Annotated in this window: 13 protein-coding genes and 2 tRNA genes; 5 read left to right on the top strand and 10 right to left on the bottom strand. The window is 73.3% G+C overall.

Features of this window, described 5'->3' with window-relative positions:
- Nucleotides 1-96: 96 nt before the first annotated feature.
- Nucleotides 97-1,377: a hypothetical protein gene (locus tag ACIQVZ_RS23710; RefSeq protein WP_402452640.1), complete on the bottom strand. Its 1,281-nt coding sequence runs from the start codon at nucleotides 1,375-1,377 to the stop codon at nucleotides 97-99.
- Between the two features lie 377 nt (nucleotides 1,378-1,754).
- Entirely contained in the window at nucleotides 1,755-2,342 is a 588-nt protein-coding gene (locus ACIQVZ_RS23705) for a VTT domain-containing protein (RefSeq protein WP_350882667.1), read from the bottom strand.
- A 579-nt stretch (nucleotides 2,343-2,921) separates the two neighbouring features.
- On the opposite strand from ACIQVZ_RS23705, the gene ACIQVZ_RS23700 reads away from it, so the two are divergent.
- Nucleotides 2,922-4,013 carry an LLM class flavin-dependent oxidoreductase gene (locus ACIQVZ_RS23700; protein WP_350882621.1) on the top strand — a complete coding sequence of 364 codons (1,092 nt, stop codon included), beginning with the start codon at nucleotides 2,922-2,924 and terminating at the stop codon, nucleotides 4,011-4,013.
- A gap of 55 nt (nucleotides 4,014-4,068) precedes the next feature.
- Here ACIQVZ_RS23700 and ACIQVZ_RS23695 read toward each other — a convergent pair whose 3' ends face one another.
- Both ACIQVZ_RS23695 and ACIQVZ_RS23690 read right to left on the bottom strand, forming a co-directional pair.
- Nucleotides 4,069-6,027, bottom strand: a complete 1,959-nt coding sequence (locus ACIQVZ_RS23695; protein WP_402452703.1) for a putative bifunctional diguanylate cyclase/phosphodiesterase — start codon at nucleotides 6,025-6,027, stop codon at nucleotides 4,069-4,071.
- Nucleotides 6,028-6,673: 646 nt separating this feature from the next.
- Nucleotides 6,674-7,099, bottom strand: a complete 426-nt coding sequence (locus ACIQVZ_RS23690; protein ID WP_063351385.1) for an OsmC family protein — start codon at nucleotides 7,097-7,099, stop codon at nucleotides 6,674-6,676.
- A 273-nt stretch (nucleotides 7,100-7,372) separates the two neighbouring features.
- Here ACIQVZ_RS23690 and ACIQVZ_RS23685 point away from each other — a divergent pair, with 273 nt between their 5' ends.
- Both ACIQVZ_RS23685 and lepB read left to right on the top strand, forming a co-directional pair.
- A complete protein-coding gene (locus ACIQVZ_RS23685) occupies nucleotides 7,373-7,708 on the top strand; it encodes a chorismate mutase (RefSeq protein WP_350882617.1) in 336 nt (111 codons plus the stop codon).
- Between the two features lie 155 nt (nucleotides 7,709-7,863).
- Nucleotides 7,864-8,673 carry a signal peptidase I gene (gene lepB, locus ACIQVZ_RS23680; RefSeq protein WP_350882615.1) on the top strand — a complete coding sequence of 270 codons (810 nt, stop codon included), beginning with the start codon at nucleotides 7,864-7,866 and terminating at the stop codon, nucleotides 8,671-8,673.
- Here lepB and ACIQVZ_RS23675 read toward each other — a convergent pair.
- From ACIQVZ_RS23675 to ACIQVZ_RS23665, 3 genes are all read right to left on the bottom strand, one after another.
- A complete protein-coding gene (locus ACIQVZ_RS23675) occupies nucleotides 8,636-9,712 on the bottom strand; it encodes an EamA family transporter (RefSeq protein ID WP_402452637.1) in 1,077 nt (358 codons plus the stop codon). The genes lepB and ACIQVZ_RS23675 overlap by 38 nt on opposite strands.
- A 156-nt stretch (nucleotides 9,713-9,868) precedes the next feature.
- Complete coding sequence (locus tag ACIQVZ_RS23670) at nucleotides 9,869-12,298, bottom strand: transglycosylase domain-containing protein (protein ID WP_402452636.1); 2,430 nt, start codon at nucleotides 12,296-12,298, stop codon at nucleotides 9,869-9,871.
- A gap of 223 nt (nucleotides 12,299-12,521) precedes the next feature.
- Nucleotides 12,522-12,595 (bottom strand) — tRNA-Lys (locus tag ACIQVZ_RS23665).
- A gap of 202 nt (nucleotides 12,596-12,797) precedes the next feature.
- Here ACIQVZ_RS23665 and ACIQVZ_RS23660 point away from each other — a divergent pair.
- Nucleotides 12,798-13,535: a DUF998 domain-containing protein gene (locus tag ACIQVZ_RS23660; RefSeq protein WP_402452701.1), complete on the top strand. Its 738-nt coding sequence runs from the start codon at nucleotides 12,798-12,800 to the stop codon at nucleotides 13,533-13,535.
- The gene (locus tag ACIQVZ_RS23655; RefSeq protein ID WP_402452635.1) at nucleotides 13,532-14,413 is read left to right on the top strand and encodes an alpha/beta fold hydrolase; all 882 of its coding nucleotides are present in this window, start codon (nucleotides 13,532-13,534) and stop codon (nucleotides 14,411-14,413) included. The genes ACIQVZ_RS23660 and ACIQVZ_RS23655 overlap by 4 nt, the downstream gene beginning before the upstream one ends.
- Nucleotides 14,414-14,536: 123 nt before the next feature.
- On the opposite strand, the gene ACIQVZ_RS23650 is transcribed toward ACIQVZ_RS23655, so the two are convergent.
- The 3 genes from ACIQVZ_RS23650 to ACIQVZ_RS23640 form a co-directional block, all read right to left on the bottom strand.
- A tRNA-Lys gene (locus tag ACIQVZ_RS23650) sits at nucleotides 14,537-14,610 on the bottom strand.
- 126 nt (nucleotides 14,611-14,736) lie between these two features.
- Entirely contained in the window at nucleotides 14,737-16,818 is a 2,082-nt protein-coding gene (locus tag ACIQVZ_RS23645) for a dipeptide ABC transporter ATP-binding protein (RefSeq protein ID WP_402452633.1), read from the bottom strand.
- Entirely contained in the window at nucleotides 16,815-17,744 is a 930-nt protein-coding gene (locus tag ACIQVZ_RS23640) for an ABC transporter permease (RefSeq protein WP_350882605.1), read from the bottom strand. The genes ACIQVZ_RS23645 and ACIQVZ_RS23640 overlap by 4 nt, the downstream gene beginning before the upstream one ends.
- Nucleotides 17,745-17,756: the final 12 nt, after the last annotated feature.

The raw sequence follows: 17,756 nt of genomic DNA, 5'->3' as shown, positions 1-17,756 counted from the left end.
GCCCCGACGACGGCGGCCGGTGGGGTCCGTCCACCCCGCCGGCCGCACCTGTCTCCTTCTGCCCTGCTCGGTCCGCCCCTGTTCGGTCGGCCCGTCTCAGCCCGCGGCGCCGAGGAAGGTCTCCCAACCGCCGCTCGGCGCCTGGCCGACGTTGAGCGTGCGCAGCTTGCGCAGGGTGGACTGGTCCTGCACCTCCAGCCACTCGACCAGCTGCCTGAACGAGACCAGCCGGACGTCCGGCTTGCCCGCGATGGTCTTGAGGGTCTCCTCGACGGCGTCCATGTAGATGCCGCCGTTCCACTGCTCGAAGTGGTTGCCGATGAAGAACGGCGCACGGTTGCTGTTGTAGGCGCGGTCGAAGCCGGCCAGGTAGGAGTCCTTGGCCTGGGTGCGCCAGTCGTTGTACTTGGACGGGTCACCCTTGGTGCTGCCCGCGGACTGGTTGGCCAGGATGTTGTAGTCCATCGACAGCACCTGGAAGGTGTGCCCGGGGAACGGGATGGACTGCAGCGGGAAGTCCCAGACCTTGCCGTCCTGCACCTTCTGCGGCCATATCTGCAGGCCGCCGGAGGAACTGGCGTCGTACTTCCAGCCCAACTTCGCGACGGTCGGCAGGAGCGCCTTCTGACCTTCCAGACAGGGGGTGCGGCCGCCGATGAGCTCCTTCTTGTAGTCGAAGGGCAGCGGGTCGACGTCGGTGAAGCCCGTGTTGGTCCGCCACTGGGTCACGAAGCCGATCGCCTGGTCGATCTCGCTCTGCCAGTCCTCCGGGGTCCACATGTTGACCCCGTTCTTGTCCGGGCGGCTGGAGCAGAAGTGCCCGTTGAAGTGGGTGCCGATCTCGTGCCCGGCCAGCCACGCCTGGCTGACGAGCTTGAGCGTGCTCTTGACCGCGCCGTCCGACAGGTACGGGATGTCGGAGGCGCCAACCGAGTGCTTCGGCGGGTGGTACAGGTCGGCCTTGCCCTTGGGCAGGGCGTAGATCCCGGAGAGGAAGAAGGTCATCGTGGCCTTGTACTGCTCCGCCAGCTTGAGGAAGCGGGGGAACTGGCCGTCGTCGGTGCCACCCGCGCCGTCCCAGGAGAACACCACGAACTGCGGCGGCCGCTCACCGGGCTTGAGCTTCTCGGGCTTCGGCTGGTTCGGCTGCGGGCCGGTGTCGGCGTTGGAGCCGTCGCCGATCGGAGTGCCCTTGGGCACCCCCGTCTTGGTCGGGTCGGTCGTGCCCGCCGGGGTGGTGCCGGGGCTGTCGCCGGTCGTGGGGGAGGAGGAGTTCTGGCTCGAACCGGATCCGCTGCTGGAACAGGCCGCGACCGCGCCGAGGGCCGCGGTCGCAGCGGTCGCACTGAGCACCGTCCTGCGCGAGATGCTGGTCATGGTCTCCCCTGGGTGCCGATGCCGGTGGTGAGGGCGGCCCGGGGCCGCACCGGTCAAATCGGGCAATTGATGAATTTTCCGCCGTTAGCATGCCATGTGGCCGCAGCGGCCACCAAGGCCGTCGACCCTCTACGAGAGTCAACACGTCAGCAGGGCCGGCCTGGGCTGCAAGGATTCGTCGTCTGTTGCCGTCCTGTGACGCTTCGCTCCTCGCGCCGCCAGGGGAGTACGGTACCGCCGGTCCGGCGGGGTGGGTCAGAGTTCGTCATCGCTCGGTACGGCTCGTCGCCCGTCCGGGCAGATCGCGCCCATGGTGGGGGTGCGGCGAGGGGTGGCCGGGGTGCCCGGGGCCGGAGGTGCAGGCCGAGGTGCAGCGGTCAGAGCGCGGCGAGTCGCCGGTTGCGGCGCACTATTCGCGCGATCGCGGTGCTGACGATGGTGGCGGCGGTGCAGGACACCGCGAGGCTCAGCCAGGCGGTGTCGAACCAGTGGCTGTTCAGCCAGCCCAGCGTCACGATGTAGGCGGCCCAGACCAGCGCCGCCAGTGCCGACCAGTGCAGGAAGCGGTGCGGGTGTGCGGGGGAGTGGCCGATGGCCACGTCCAGGACGGTCCGCCCGGCCGGGACGAACCGGGCGACCACCACCATGGCCGCGGCCGCCCCGTGGGGGCGTTCGACCAGGGCCTGTTGGACCCTGGTCACGCTGGCCGCCAGTTCCGGGCGCTGGGCGAGCCGGCGCTGGAGCAGCGGGGCGCCGCGCCGGGCGAGGTGCAGGAGGAGGAGGTCGCCGAGGAACGAGGCCACTGCCACGCCCAGGCCGAGCAGCACCGGGGCGCCGTCGATCCGCGCCGTCTTGAGCACCGCCAGGATGACCAGTGTCCCGCTGGGGATGAAGGGGAGGAGGGCGTCTCCGAGCACGGCGAAGAGCGCCAGGGCGCAGATCCACGAGGATCCGATCGCCGCCACGAAGTTCAAGGCCTGTACTCCCTCCACGCCGCCCGGGGGAGCAGGTGGCTGCTGAGGTCAACGCTAGCGCCTCGACTTTTCATGCCATGAAGCACCCCGGTATGCCATGGGTCACAGGCCCCGGCCCCGACCTGCGCAAAGGCGCGCGCCCCCGGAGCGGGGTGCCGCTCCGGGGGCGCGCGGGGATCGATCGGCGCTGGTCCAGCCCGACGATCTTGCTGGCGGAGCGCGGATCCTGTTTGGGCGATCCGGTCCTGTCGACCAGCCTGCCGGACGCCGACCGCCGGCCGCGAGCCCTCCGCCTGGCGACTTCCGGCGCTGGCGTGAAGTCGCCAGGCGTGTCCGCGTGCTGGCTCTCCGTCATCCGAATGGTCGGTCGGCGGCACCGTACCGGGCCGTGCCCGCCGGCGCCGAGCAGAGCCCGAGCGAGGCCGGCGTGCAGGCCGGAACGTGGCCGGATGCGGGAACAGCCGGCCCGGCGCGGTGGTTGACCCCGGTCGGCAGCAGCGACCGCCGGGCCACCCGAGACCCGCGGTCGCCCACCAGGGCCGGCTCACGAAAGCCAGAAGGGCGGACGGCATGACCACCGAGGACCAGCAGGAGCACCCGACCGAACCGCGGACCGGCGCGGCGATCCGGGGCACGGCCCGCGGCACGGCGCCCGCCCCGCTCTCCATCCTCGACCTGGCCACCGTGGGCGTCGGTTACACGCCCGCCGAGGCCCTGGCCGCGACCACCACGCTGGCCCGCAACGCCGAGCAGTGGGGCTACCACCGCTTCTGGGTGGCCGAGCACCACGGCATGCCGGGAGTGGCCAGCTCCACCCCGGCCGTCCTGCTCGCCCACCTCGGCGCCAACACCACGACCCTGCGGCTGGGCTCGGGCGGGGTGATGCTCCCCAACCACGCCCCGCTGGCCATCGCCGAGCAGTTCGGCCTGCTGGAGGCCCTGCACCCGGGCCGGATCGACCTGGGGCTCGGCCGCGCCCCCGGCACCGACCCGGCCACCGCTCGGGCGCTGCGCCGCGGTCGTGCCGAGGGCGCCGACGACTTCCCGCAGCAGCTCGCCGAGCTGACCCACTTCCTCGACGGCGACTTCCCCTCCGGCCACCCCTACGCCCAGCTGACCGCCGTTCCCCAGGGCGACGGGCGCCCGCCGGTCTGGCTGCTCGGGTCCTCCGGCTTCAGCGCCCAGCTGGCCGGCCGCCTCGGCCTGCCGTTCGCCTTCGCCCACCACTTCAGCAGCGTCAACACCATCCCGGCGCTCGACCTCTACCGGGAGTCCTTCCGGCCCTCCGCGGTGCTCGCCGAGCCCTACGCGCTGATCGGTGTGAGCGCGGTCGCCGCCGAGGACGAGGGCGCGGCCCGTCGCCTCGCCCGCTCCGCGGCCCTCGGCATGCTCCGGCTGCGGCGCGGCAACCCCGGCCCGATCCCCACCCCGGAGGAGGCCGAGGCCTACCCGTACAGCCCGGCCGAGGCGGAGTTCATCGACAGCTGGCTCGACAACGTGGTGCTCGGCGCCCCGGGCGAGGTCGCGGACGGGCTGGAGGCCCTGCGCAAGCGGACGGGCGTGGACGAGCTGATGGTCACCTCGCACATCCACGGCCACGAGGCCCGGCTCCGCTCCTACGGCCTGATCGCCGAGGCGTACGGCCTGACGGCGGAAGTCTGACGGCCGAGGCCCGAGCACGGGAGGTCTGGACGCGGGAGGCCGGACCGGTCCCGGGTTACCGGCTGGTGTCCGGGCCGGGGCGGCCCTCGCGGAGTATGGCGGCGACGAGCTCGGCCTCCCCCGGCCGGGCGAAGTACCAGCCCTGGGCGGTGTCGCAGCCGGTCAGTCGTAGCCGTTCGGCCTGCGCGGCGCTCTCGATGCCCTCGGCGGTGACGGTCAGGCCGAGGGTGTGGGCCAGCTGCACCATCGCGCCCACGATCTGCTCGTCGGCGTCGCTGCGGCGGGAGCCGAGCTCGGGGAGCTCCGAAGGGTTCGTCGCCGGGGCCGGGTCGCGGAACCCCTCGATGAAGGTGCCGTCGAGCTTCAGGACGTGCACCGGCAGCCGGGAGAGGTAGGCCAGGTTGGAGTAGCCGGTGCCGAAGTCGTCGATCGCGATCCGCACGCCCATGTCCGCGAGCGCCTGGAGCGCCTGCAACGGCCGTCCGCCGGGGCCGAGCAGGGCGCTCTCGGTGATCTCCAGCTGGAGCAGCCGGGCCGGCAGTCCGGTGCGTTCGAGGGCGCGGGCGACGTCGGCGACCACGTCCGAGTCCCAGATCTGGCGGGCGGCCAGATTGACGCTCACGAAGGTCTCGGTCTCGGGGAACTCGGTGAGCCACTGCCGGGCCTGACGGCAGGACTCCTCCAGTACCCAGGTGCCGAGGGGCACGATCGCGCCGGTCTCCTCGGCGAGCGGGATGAAGCGGTCCGGCGAGAGCGTCCCGTAGCGGGGGTGGCGCCAGCGGACGAGGGCCTCCGCGCCGTGGACGGCTCCGTCGGCCAGGCCGACCAGCGGCTGGTACTCGATGGTGAACTCGCCGCGCTCCAGGGCGGGCCGCAGTGCGGTGGCGAGGAGCTGGCGGGTCAGCTGGTGGGCGCCGCGGTCCGGGTCGTAGAGGGTCCAGCGGGCGCGGCCGTCGGCCTTGGACCAGTAGAGCGTGGCGTCGGCGTCCTTGACCAGGTCGGTGGGGGTGGTCTCGTGCACGGACCGTTCGACGACGCCGACGCTGGCCGTGATGACCAGCCGGTGTCCGGCGACGTCGAAGGGGTGTTCCAGTTCCTGGAGGATTCGGGCGGCCAGGTCGGTCAGTTGGTCGCTGCCCCGGCTGTCGGTGACCAGGACGGCGAACTCGTCACCGCCCATCCGGGCCACCAGGTGGGCGTCGTGCCCGGAGAACCCGCCGCGCAGCCGGGCGGCGACGGCGATCAGCAACTGGTCGCCGATGTGGTGGCCGAGCGTCTCGTTGATCGCCGCGAAGCCGTCGAGGTCCAGGTAGCAGACGCCGACCCGGCGCCCGTCCGCCGCTGCGAGGACGGTGTCGCTGGTGTCGGTGGTGTCGGTGGCGCCAGTAGTGCCGGCGGTGTCGGGAGCCTCGGCGGGTTCGGCAGTTCCGGTGGCCCCGGTGGCCGTGACGCAGGCGGCGTCGAGCCGTTCGAAGAAGGACGTCCGGTTGGGCAGCCGGGTGAGCGGGTCGTGCAGGGCCTGGTACTCCAGACGGTCACCGAGGCGGCGCTGCTCGGTGATGTCCTCCACCAGCGCGAGGGTGTAGAGCGGCTGGCCGGCGCCGTCCCGGATCAGCGAGACCGTGACCTTGCTCCAGACGGTGCGGCCCTCGCGGTGCTTGAGCTGCTTCTCCACGCGGAACCGCTCCCGCCCGCCGTGGACGAGTTCGGGGAAGAGCCGGTGTGGCATGCCCTCCGGATCGATGATCTCGTGCAGGTGGGTGCGGACCAGTTCGCCGACGCCGCGTCCGATCAGGGCGGCGAAGGCGGGGTTGACCTCGATGATCCGGTCCTCCGGGTCGATCAGGGCCATCCCGATGACCGCGTCGCAGAAGGCGGCCCGGAATCGGGATTCGCTGGCCCGCAGCGCGGCCAGCAGCCGGTCGTTCCCGCCGTTCTCCTGGCCGGGGCCGTCGACGGCGCTCCGGTGGGGGCCGTCGGTCAGCGGTGCCGAGCAGGTGGGGCAGAGCAGCATCCCGGGGTCGTCCAGCACGGTTCTCGTCGCACCCGCCGTGCCGACGGCCCGGCCGCCGGTCGCGGCAGCACCGACGGCCGTGACGGAACCGGCGACGCCGATCGGACCGACCGGACTGGCCGAACCAACCGGACTGGCCGGACCGACGGTGCCGATGTTCGGGCCCAGGAGGGGTGTTGTGAGGTGTCGGTGGTGCGGTGTTTCCTCGTGCCGCACGCCCGGGTGGTGTGCGTCGGCCCCCTCGTTCTGGCCCGGCACGGCATGCTCCCGTCCGCTGCTGACGCTGGATGCTGGTCCGGCCGGCCAATCGGGACTCCGGCGGCCGGCTCCGCACTCTGTCGAGGTCCTCGGAGTCGGTCCGGTGCGGGGCGCCCGCCGTGGGGCGCTGTCGCGCGGAGACCCGCGTGAAGAACAGGGCGCTGCGGCCGATCATAGGCCGCGGCGGCAACGCGCGGTGACCGCCGCCAGGGTGATTCGCCCGCTTTGTGATCATGTGCGGCGGTACGTGCAGACGCCCCCGGTGCACATCACATGATGTGCGCCAGGGGCGCGTGCGCCGAGATCGCGCCCCCGGGCGCCGACCGCGCGCCCGGAGCGGCCGGAGCGCGCTGGGATCCACCGGGATCCGTCGGGACCCGTCGGGGCGTCAGGCCAGCTTGGCGGTGAGGGTGATGGTGGTGCCGGTGAGCGCCTTGCTGACCGGGCAGTTGGCCTTGGCGTCCTCGGCGGCCTTGGTGAAGTCGGCCTCGTCCAGTCCGGGCACCTCGCCGGTGACGGTCAGGTGGATGCCGGTGATGCCGGTGCCGGGCTGGAAGGTGACGTCGGCCTGGGTGTCCAGCTTGACGGGCGGGGTGCCGGCGCCGGTCAGGCCGTGCGAGAGGGCCATCGAGAAGCACGCGGAGTGAGCGGCGGCGATCAGCTCCTCCGGGCTGGTCTTGCCGTTGGGCTGTTCGGCCCGGGCCGGCCAGGAGACGGGGTACTCGCCGATCCCGGACGAGGCGAAGGTCACCTGCCCCTTGCCGTCGAGCAGGTTGCCTTCCCAAGCGGTGCGGGCGGTGCGGGTGGTTGCCACGATCGGTACCTCCATTACTGAGGGACTGCTGAGTCGTCACTTCCGGTCATGCGCGCACCAGCCTACGGGGCGGCCCTGGTTCGGCCCGGGGCGGCACGGGCCCGGATCGGCGAGGCGCGGGGCGCCGGGCGGGGCGGGGCGGGCAATGTCCGGATTGTGGACGGATCCGCCAAAAGGTGAGGCTCCACCACGGGGGCCCTGTTAGATTTGCCCGGGCCCGAGCCCGGCCGCCGTACGGCCGGGTGCCCATTTCAGACACCGGGAGCCGCCCCGATGACGGACCACCCCACGACCCCCGACGCAGGCCCGACCGACGGGGTCGACGCCGCCGTGCGGGCGGAGCTGACCAGCCTGCGCGAGAGCATCGACAACATCGATGCCGCGGTGGTCCACATGCTGGCCGAGCGCTTCAAGGCGACCCAGCGGGTCGGCCGGCTCAAGGCCGAGCACAAGCTGCCGCCGGCCGATCCGGCGCGTGAGCGCGACCAGATCAAGCGGCTGCGGGAGCTGGCCGCCGGGGCCAAGCTGGACCCGGTCTTCGCCGAGAAGTTCCTGACTTTCATCATCGCCGAGGTCATCCGGCACCACGAGGCCATCGCCCGCGCTTGAGAGCACCTCTGAGGGGGCCGGTGGTGAGCCGTCGAGGACGGCCCCGGCGTCGCCCGGTCCGGACTTGTCGGGGGCGGCTAAACGCCGGATTTCGTGAGGCTCCGGGGTTGGCGTAGCGTGCAGGTTCCCCCAGCCGGAGAGGTGGAGCAGCGACGATGGCGGTGAACCTGCCCGAAACGCCGAGCGATGCCGGGTCCGGTCCGGCCCCCGCCGCCGGACGCGGCCCCGGTGCTTCCGACGCCCCTGACGCGCCCGGAGGCCGCGCCGAGGCCCGCCGCCGTGCGCGCGGTTCGCGCGGGCGCAAGGCCCGGCGGACCGGGCGCAGGCCCCGGCCCTGGTGGATCGAGATCCCGGCGATGGCGGCGGTGGGCCTGGTGGTCGCGCTGCTGATCAAGACCTGCCTGTTCCAGGTGTTCACCATCCCGTCCGGCTCGATGGAGAACACGCTGCGGATCGGTGACCGGGTGGGCGTGAACAAGCTGGCGCCGCTGACCGGCTGGAAGCCGGAACCCGGGCAGCCGGTGGTGTTCAAGGATCCGGGTGGCTGGCTCCCGCCGCAGCCCGTCGACTCGAACCCGTTCACCAACACGGTCAGCTCGGTGCTGAGCTTCGTCGGCCTGGTGCCGCCGAAGGACGACAACTACCTGGTCAAGCGGGTCATCGCGACCGGCGGCCAGACCGTGCAGTGCACGGGCACCACGCTGACCGTCGACGGGAAGAAGGTCGACGAGCCGTACCTGCACCCCGGTGACGACTCCTGCGCGGGCCTGGACTTCGGGCCGGTGACGGTGCCCTCGGGCCACGTCTGGGTCGAGGGCGACCACCGGAGCGACTCGGCGGACTCCCGCTACCACCAGCGCGGTCCGGGGGGCGGGGCCGTGCCGGTGGACAACGTGGTCGGGCCGGTATCGGCCGTGGTGTGGCCGCTCAATCACCTCGACTGGTTCGGCTGGGTCGGCCGCTGACCTGCCGTTCGGCGGCGACCCGCTCCGGAGTGCCCGGAGCATCCGGGGCGTCCCGGGTGTCCGGAGCGTTCCGAGGATCCCGAGCACCCCGGGCGTCCGCGGCCTCCACGGCCGCCGGCTTGCCGGTCTGCGCCGCGAAGGCGCCGGTCAGCACGAGCAGGCCGCCCGCGATCTGCGGCAAACCGAGGTGCTCGCCGAGCAGCACCCAGGCCAGCACGGTGGCGACGACCGCCTCCAGGTTGGCCACCACCCCGGCGACCGGGGGCGAGAGGTGCCCGACGGCGATCACGCCGGTCAGGTAGGCGAGCACGGTCGCGATCAGGATCATCCAGGCGGCCGGGAGCAGCGCGGGCAGGGTGTGCCCGTTCATCACCACGGATCCGCCGAGCGTGCTCCAGTCGGCCTGCCAGGGCCGGGTGAAGACGGTGAGCAGGACGGCGCCGATCAGCAGTCCGAACGCGCTGACCGCCAGCGGGTCGACCGGGCGCTCGCCCCGGCGTCCGGCGTCGGCGAGCACGAAGTAGCCGACCTGGCAGCAGGCCGCGCCGAGGGCGAAGAGCACGCCCAGCGCGTCGAAGCTCAGGCCGTTCCAGACCTCCACCACGCAGGCCAGCCCGGCGACCGCGACGCCGGCGCCGATCGCGGCGCCCCGGCTGATCGGCTTGCGCTGGACGAGCTTGACGTAGCCGATGAGCAGTGGCGGTCCGAGGTACTCGATGAGCAGGGCGACGCCGACCGGGATGCGGGAGATCGCCGCGAAGTAACAGGCCTGGACGCCGGCCACGGCGAGCAGGCCGAACCCGATCAGCAGGCCGGGGCGGCGCAGGACGGCGTCCCGGTGGCGGTAGGCGATGGGGAGCAGGGCCACGGCGGCGCCGGTGACCCGGAGCCACACCACGTGCAGCGGTGAGAGGCCGGCCTCGATCAGCGGTTTCGCGGCGGTGCCGGAGCCGCCGAAGGCGAACGCGGAGACCAGCGCGAGGCTGAGGCCGAGGGTTCTGCCCGTGGGGAGGGTGGGCGAGGCCGTTGATCTGTGCACCGACGCATTGTGACAGTCATACCGGGCGTTCAGTAAGGTGCCATTCCGTCATTTGGTCCTGCACGGAACTGTGCGCAGCGGCGCACTCACCCGGGCCGCGCACGACCCCGCGCCGCCCGGGCGCCCCCTCGCTTCGCCCGGGCGCCCCCGCCGCCGCTACCCGGCGTTCGCCCCCGCCCCGGTGAGCGTGTCCGACCCGCCCGTGGGCTGGGTGGTCGGCTGCGTGGTCGGCGCCGTGGTCGGGCCGGTGGAGGAGGTCGGCCTTCCGGTGGGCCGCCCGGTGGGCCGCGTCGGCGGCGGGGTGGTCGGCTGCTGGGTGGCCGGGGGCGCGGTCGGCGGGCTGGTCACACCGCCGCCGCCGGAGTTCGAGCCGCCGGTCGGCGTGGTCGGGCCCGAGCCGGCCCCGGGGCCGGCGCCGTCGCTCGGCGGGGTGGTCGGCGCCGCGGGGGCGGTCGAGGCGCCGTTCGAGCCGGTCCCGGTCGACGGGGTGCTGCTCGGCGAGGACGGGGCCGTCGGCAGATCGGCGGCGCCGGAGGAGTCGCCGCCGTCGGCCGGGGTCTGGAAGTCGCTGACCGGCACGCCCTTGAGCGCCGCCTTCATGTAGCTGGTCCAGATCTGCGCCGGGAACTGGCCGCCCGCCGCGCCGTCGATCCCGCCGACGCCGCTCAGGCTGACCTGGGCCCCGCTGCCCGGGTCCTGGCCGAACAGGGCCACCGAGGTGACCAGCTCGGGGGTGTAGCCGACGAACCAGACCGACTTCTGGTCGTCGGTGGTGCCGGTCTTGCCGGCCACCGGGCGGCCCAGTGCCTTGGCCCGCCAGCCGGTGCCGCCCGGGTCGGTCACCACACCCTGGAGCATCGAGGTGACCTGGTTCGCGGTGTCCGTGCTGATCGCCTGCGTGGTCTTGTGCGCGGGCAGCGGGACGGCCTCGCCCTCGCGGTCCACGGACTGCACCAGCCACGGGGTGATCTGCTTGCCGCCGTTGTCCAGCGCCGCGTACACGCCGGCCATGTCGAGCACGCTCGGGGTGGCCGCGCCGAGCGGGATGGACGGCACCGGGTCGAGGCCCGGGGTGCTGCCGGGCAGGCCCAGCGCGATGCCGGTGTCCTTGACCTTCTGGAGCCCGGTGTCCTGGGCCAGCTGGGCGAACGCCGAGTTGACCGACCAGTCGGTGGCCTGCTGGAGGGAGATCTGGCCGTAGCTCCGGTCGCCCTCGTTCGGCGGCGCGTACGGAGTGCCCTTGCCGCCGCGGACCTTGCGGCCGCTGGTGCCGTCGTAGACGGTGCGCGGGGTGACGGTCCGGCCGTCCTGGGTCTTGGCGTTGTTCTCGAACGCGGCCGCCAGGGCGATCGCCTTGAAGGTCGAGCCGGCCTGGTAGTCCCGCCGGGTCGCGTTGTCGACGTAGTGCTTGACGTAGTCGACGCCGCCGTAGAGGGCGACGACCGCGCCGGTCTTCGGGTCCACGGAGACGGCGCCGGCCTGGGCGGCCGCGTCCTTCTTCCGCTTCTCCGGGTTCAGGGTGTCGCGCAGCTGCGCCTGGACGGAGTCCTGGAGGGCCTGCTGGCGGGCCGGGTCGATGCTCAGCTTGATCGTGTAGCCGCCCTTGGCCAGCTCGGTCTCGCTGATGACCTGGTTCGAGGTGAGGTACTGGGTGGCCTCGTTCACCAGGTAGCCGGTCTGGCCGGACAGGCCCGGGTTGGGCTGCGGGTCCTTGACGTCCGGGAAGGTGGTGGCGGACCGTTCCTCGGCGGAGAGCCAGCCCTCCTTGACCATGCCGTCCAGCACGTAGTTCCAGCGGTTGACGGCGTTCTGCTTGCCGGCCGGGGTCGCGGTGGCCACGTCGTAGGCGCTCGGGGCGTTCAGCAGGGTGGCCAGGTAGGCGCCCTGGGCGGGGGTGAGCGCGGAGGCGTCGACGCCGAAGTACGCGTGGGCGGCGGCCTGGATGCCGTAGGCGCCGCGGCCGTAGTAGGAGGTGTTCAGGTAGCCGGAGAGGACGTCGTCCTTGCTCTCGGTGGCGTCCACCTTGATGGCTATGAAGAGTTCCTTCACCTTGCGGGTGACCGACTGCTTCTGGTTCAGGTACGTGTTCTTCACGTACTGCTGGGTGATCGTGGAGCCGCCCTGGGTGCCCGCGCCCTTGGCGGTGTTGACCGCGGCCCGGAGCAGGCCCTGCACGTTGACGGCGCCCTCGTGGTAGAAGTTGCGGTCCTCGGCGGCCAGTGCGGCGTGCTGGGCGGCGGGGGAGACCTTGTCCAGGCTGACGTTCTGCCGGTTGGTCTGGCCGGTGCGGGTGATCACGGAGCCGTCGGCGTAGAGCCAGGTGTTGCTCTGCGCGGTCGCGGCGGCGTGCGCGTCGGGGACCTTCACCAGCGTGACCCCGAGCACGAACAGGCCGACACCGAGCAGCAGGGCCGCGGCGAGGCCGAGCAGGCTCATCCGCCAGGTGGGGATCAGCCGGCGCCAGCCGGTGCGCTTCGGGCGGCGGGGCTTCCTGCCGCCGGTCACGGGGGCGGCGCGCTTGAAGCGTTTGACCGGTCGGAGGCCTGTCGACGGCGTGCGACGGCCGCTCTGGGCGTTCTCGGACAAGGCGCGGCCTTTCCTGCGGGCGGACCGGGTCAGCCTGCACGGACGGGGACATCGGCGGTTAGGGACCTTTGTCCCGATTCCGGTTTACTGCCCTGGACGAGCGGGGCGGGCCGATTGGCTCCACCGGAACGGCAATCGAGACCGACATCACACGCAAAACGGACGTCGAGGGCCAAAAAATTGAGGAGCCCCTCGCTGCTGCGAGAGGCTCCCCAAATGTCTGTGCGCCGCCAGGGACTCGAACCCCGGACCCGCTGATTAAGAGTCAGCTGCTCTAACCAACTGAGCTAGCGGCGCTTGCTGACCTGGAAAACAATACACGGTCCCGGCGGGTGCCTCGAACCGCCCGGAACCGCCCGCGGCCGCGCGGGAACCGACCCGCCGCCGAGGTGTCCGTTTCCGCCCGGTTGGGGTGCAGTTCGCCGCCGGTTAGGGTGGAACGGTGCCCAGCCCCAAGCCCGGACACCCGAACGCGCGGAAGGCGGTCGCCGCGCTGCTGATGCTGAGCGCCACGGCGTACACCGCGTGGGTGCTGGAGGTCGTGCTGAGCACCGGACTCGACCCGGTGCAGGCGTACATCAGCGAACTCGCGGCCGAGGACCAGCCGCTGGGCGGCCTGTTCCGGGCCACCGACCTGGTCGCCGGGCTCTGCGTGCTCGCCGCCGCCGTCACCGCCCTCGCCGGCGGGCAGGCCGGGCCGCGCGGTGCCCGGCGCGGGTGGGCGGTGGTCGGCTGGTCCGCCCTCGCCCTGTTCGGTGCGGCGACCGCCGCCGACTCCCGGCTGCCGCTCAGCTGCGCCCCCACCAGCGACGAGATGTGCGCCGCCCGTGAGACCTCCGGGCTCGTCCCCGCCACCCACACCGCGCACGCCGTCACCAGCAGCCTCGCCATGCTCGGTGCGCTCACCGGGCTGGCCGCGCTCACCGTCGCCGCCCGCCGCTACGGCTGGTGGCCGCCGGTGCGCCGGATCGGGCCCTGGCTGCTCGGCGCCGAACTGCTGGCCACCGGCTGGAGCCTGGCCGCGATCGCCGCCTTCGAGGCCGGGCGCGGCACCTGGGCGCTCGGGGCCGGCCAGCGGCTCCAGGTGCTGCTGGTGGCGCTCTGGCTGGCTGTCCTGGCACTGAGCCTGGCCCTCCCCGCGGGGGTGCCGTCCGACGAATCCACCTGGTCCGACGCTTCTCCGCCGCACCGGGGGGCCCGGCCGGCCGGGCGGCCCCCGGGCCGGGAGCCGGCATGACCGCACCCGACGACCCCCGCACCCGGGCGCGCTTCCTGCGCGTGGACGGCGTCCCGCTGCACGTCCGCACCGAGGGCAGCGGCCCGGTCTGCCTGCTCACCGGGGGCCTCGGCAGCAGCTGGTTCGACTGGGACCTGGTCGTCCCCTTCCTCACGCCCTACCGCACCGTGGTCCGCTTCGACCGGCCCGGCTACGGGCTCAGCGCCCCCGAGCCCGCCACCGGGCGGCCCGCCCCGACGGCCGCCGGCGAGGCCGAGCGGATCCGCGCGGTGCTGGACGGCCTCGGGCTGCGCGGGGCCTGCACCGTCGTCGGCCACTCGCTGGCCGGCTTCCACGTCGAGGCCTTCGCCCGGCTGCACCCCGACCGGGCCGCCGGGCTGGTCCTGGTGGACGGCAGCGTCGAACCGGCGGCCCGGCCGTACCCGGCGCCCGGCGCGCGCGACCTGGCGGCCCGGGCGCTCGCGGGCGCCGCCACCGCCGTCGCCGTGCCGTACCTGCTCGGTCCGGCCGCCCGCCGGCTGACGGCCCGGCTGTCCACGGTCTGCCGCGAGGACCTCGCCCCGGCGCCGTTGGTGCGGCACTGCTACCGCACCGGCCGGGCCCTGCGAGCCCTGTTGCGGGAGAACGCGCGCTACCTCGACCTGGCCGCCGAGGTGGACGGGCTGCGGCGCACCCGGCCGCTGCCCGAGGGCCTGCCGGTCACCGTGCTCGCCGCCGACGACGGCTGCCGCAGCCGCCGTACCGAGGAGTGGCTGGCCGGCCAGCGGGAGCTCGCGGCGCTGCTCGGGGCCGACTACCGGACCACCGCCCCGGCCGGGCACCTGGTGATGTTCGACCGCCCGGACGCGGTGGCCTCCGCCGTCCTGGACACCGGCTGAGGCCGGACACCCGCCCCGGCCGGGCACCTCCTGAGGCCGGACACCCGCTGCGAAGCCCGCTGAAACGCCCGCTGAAACGCCTCAGGCCGCCCACCGAAGTGAGCGGCCTGAGACCTTGCCATGTGCGCCGCCAGGGACTCGAACCCCGGACCCGCTGATTAAGAGTCAGCTGCTCTAACCAACTGAGCTAGCGGCGCCTGCTGACTCGGAGAACTTTACACGGCACCCGGTCGATCCGCCGAATCGCTTTCGAGTGGTCACCCGCAGTGATCACCCGTGGTGACCGCCCGTAGTGATCGCAGACGGCGATCGCGGGCGGCCGGCTACGACTCCGGGTAGTGGCAGGCCGCCTGGTGGTCCTGTGCCGGGGTGTCGCCGAGGAGCGCCGGCCGTTCCTGTTCGCACCGCGTGCGGGCGTCCGGGTCGGCGAGGCGGGCGTACACCGGGCAGCGGGTGCGGAAGGAGCAGCCGGTGCGGCGCTCGGTGGGGGAGGGCGGGTCGCCGGCGAGCAGGATGCGGTCGCGGGCGCGCTCGGCGGCGGGGTCGGGCAGCGGGACGGCGGAGAGCAGGGCGCGGGTGTACGGGTGCCGGGGGCGGTCGAAGACGGCGGAGACCTCGCCCTGTTCGACCGTCCGCCCGAGGTACATGACGCTGACCCGGTCGGCGAGGTGCCGGATCACCGAGAGGTCGTGCGAGACGAACAGGTAGGAGAGGCCGAGTTCGGCCTTGAGGGTTTGCAGCAGGTTGAGCACCCCGGCCTGGATGGAGACGTCCAGGGCGGAGACCGGTTCGTCCAGGACCAGCAGTTTCGGCCGGACGGCCAGGGCCCGGGCGATGGAGACGCGCTGGCGCTGCCCGCCGGAGAACTGGTGCGGGTAGCGGGCGGCGTGGTCCGGGTCGAGGCCGACCTGGTGCAGCAGTTCGGGCACCCGGCGGGCGATCTCCTCGCGGGCGGCGTGCTGGGCGCGCAGTGGTTCGGCGATGATGTCGCCGATCGGCATCCGCGGGTCGAGGCTGGCCATCGGGTCCTGGAAGACGATCTGCAGTCGGGAGCGCAGCCGGTGGGCCTCGGCGCGGGAGAGTTCGGCGGTGTCGTGGCCGAGCAGTTCGATCCGGCCGGTCTCGGGGGCGGTGAGGTTCAGCAGTTCGAACAGCGTGGTGGACTTGCCGGAGCCGGACTCCCCGACCAGGCCGAGGGTTTCGCCCTCCCGGAGGTCCAGGTCGACGCCGTCCACGGCGTAGACCTCGCCGACCCGGCGCTTGAACACCGTGCCCTTGAGGAGCGGAAACGTTTTGCCAAGGCCGCTCACCGCCAGCACCGGCGCCCGCGAGCTCCGGTCCCCCAGCTCCCCCCGCGCCCCCGGAGCGGCCGACGGGGCGGGAAGCGCCGGCACCGGGTAGACGTCGGCCGGTGCGGGCCGCCGCTCGGCCAGCTCCGCCGACCGGACGCAGGCCGCCAGGTGACCGTCGCCCCCGGCCAGTTCCGGCTCCGCCGCCGAGCAGCGCTCCTCCGCCAGCGGGCAGCGGGCGGCGAACGGGCAGCCCGGCGGCAGGTCGGCCATCGGGGCGGGTGCGCCGGGGATCGGGACGAGCGGGCCGCCGAGCCCGTCCAGCCGGGGCACCGCGCCGATCAGGCCGAGCGTGTACGGGTGGCGCGGGGCCGCGAACAGCTCGTCCACTCCGGCGGTCTCGACCACCCGCCCCGCGTACATCACCGCGACCCGGTCGGCCATCCCGGCGATCACCCCGAGGTCGTGGCTGACCAGGACGAGGGCGGCGCCGGTCTCCCGCTGCGCGGTGCGCAGCACGTCCAGCACCTGGGCCTGGATGGTGACGTCCAGCGCGGTGGTCGGTTCGTCGGCGAGCAGGATGTCAGGGTCGTTGGCGATCGCCATGGCGATCATCGCGCGCTGGCGCATGCCGCCGGAGAACTCGTGCGGGAAGCTGTCCAGGGCCCGTTCGGGGGCCGGGATGCCCACCAGGTCGAGGAGTTCGGCGGCCCGGCGGCGGGCGGCGGCCCGGTCGACCCGCTGGTGGATGCGGACGGCCTCGGCGATCTGGTCGCCGATCCGGTAGACCGGGGTGAAGGCGGACAGCGGGTCCTGGAAGACCATGGCGATCCGGCGGCCGCGGATCGCGGCGAGTTCCTTGCCGGGCAGCCCGACCAGTTCCCGCCCGTCCAGTCGCACCGAGCCCTGGACGCCGGCCGTCCTCGGCAGCAGTCCGAGCACGGACAGCGCGGTGACGGACTTGCCGGAGCCGGACTCGCCGACGATGCCGAGGGTCTCGCCGCGCCGCAGGGTGAGGTCCACCCCGCGGACGGCGGGGACGGGGCCGTGCGGCCCGGCGAAGTCCACCCGCAGGTCGCTGACGGCGAGCAGCGGGGTGTCGACGGTGGTGGTCACGGCTTCTTCCTCCGGGCGGAGCGGCGGCGGGGCGCGCCCCCGGCGGTGGGGTCGAGGGCGTCGCGCAGCCCGTCGCCGATCAGGTTGACGGCGAGGACGAAGAGCACCAGCAGTCCGGCGGCGAAGTAGAACAGCCAGGGGAACACCGGGGCTTCGCTGGTCCCGGCGGCGAGCAGGGTGCCGAGCGAGACGTCCGGCGGTTTGACGCCGAAGCCGAAGTAGGAGAGCGCGGTCTCGCTCATCACGGCGCCGCCGACCGCGATGGTGGCGTCGATGATGAGGAAGGAGGCGACGTTCGGCAGGATGTGGCGGGTGATGATCCGCAGCGGCCGCACTCCCATGAACCGTGCGGCGCGGACGAATTCGCGCTCGCGCAGCGAGATGGTCATCGAGCGGACCACCCGGGCGGTGATCATCCAGTTGAACAGGGCGAGCAGCAGCACGAAGGCGATCCAGCCGGCGCTCTTCAGCCGGGGCGAGACGATGGTGATGATCAGGAAGCTGGGGAAGACCAGCAGCAGGTCCACCGCGAACATCAGCGCGCGGTCGGCCCAGCCGCCGAAGTAGCCGGCGCAGGCGCCGACCAGGGAGGCCAGCACGGTGGAGAACAGGGCTACCAGCAGGCCGATGACCAGCGACTTCTGCAGGCCGCGGACGGTCTGCGCGAAGACGTCCTGGCCGATCCCGTTGGTGCCGAACCAGTGTTCGGCGGACGGCGGTTGGTGCAGCGCGCCGAAGTCGGGGGCGGCGTAGTCCCAGGGCGTGAGGTACGGCCCGCCGAAGGCGAGCGCGAACAGCAGCAGGACGATCACGGCTCCGGCGACGGCCCCGCGGGCGGCCAGCAGCCGGGCGAGGACGAGCCGGGCCCGGCCGGTGGTGCGGGGGGCGGCGGCCGGGGCGGCCGGTTCCACGGCGACGGTGGTCACGTCAGTTCACCT

The organism is Kitasatospora sp. NPDC098663, from assembly GCF_044760075.1.
Lineage (GTDB): Bacteria > Actinomycetota > Actinomycetes > Streptomycetales > Streptomycetaceae > Kitasatospora.
The sequence above is the reverse complement of the archived record's forward strand: the minus strand, read 5'-3'. Positions and strand labels throughout refer to the sequence as shown.

What these genes read in the sequence shown, in the direction of transcription:
- ACIQVZ_RS23710 (WP_402452640.1), bottom strand. Translation starts at nt 1,377, where the DNA reads ATGACCAGCATCTCGCGCAGGACGGTGCTCAGTGCGACCGCTGCGACC.
- ACIQVZ_RS23700 (WP_350882621.1), top strand. Translation starts at nt 2,922, where the DNA reads ATGACCACCGAGGACCAGCAGGAGCACCCGACCGAACCGCGGACCGGC.
- ACIQVZ_RS23695 (WP_402452703.1), bottom strand. Translation starts at nt 6,027, where the DNA reads ATGCTGCTCTGCCCCACCTGCTCGGCACCGCTGACCGACGGCCCCCAC.
- ACIQVZ_RS23685 (WP_350882617.1), top strand. Translation starts at nt 7,373, where the DNA reads ATGACGGACCACCCCACGACCCCCGACGCAGGCCCGACCGACGGGGTC.
- lepB (WP_350882615.1), top strand. Translation starts at nt 7,864, where the DNA reads ATGGCGGTGAACCTGCCCGAAACGCCGAGCGATGCCGGGTCCGGTCCG.
- ACIQVZ_RS23660 (WP_402452701.1), top strand. Translation starts at nt 12,798, where the DNA reads ATGCTGAGCGCCACGGCGTACACCGCGTGGGTGCTGGAGGTCGTGCTG.
- ACIQVZ_RS23655 (WP_402452635.1), top strand. Translation starts at nt 13,532, where the DNA reads ATGACCGCACCCGACGACCCCCGCACCCGGGCGCGCTTCCTGCGCGTG.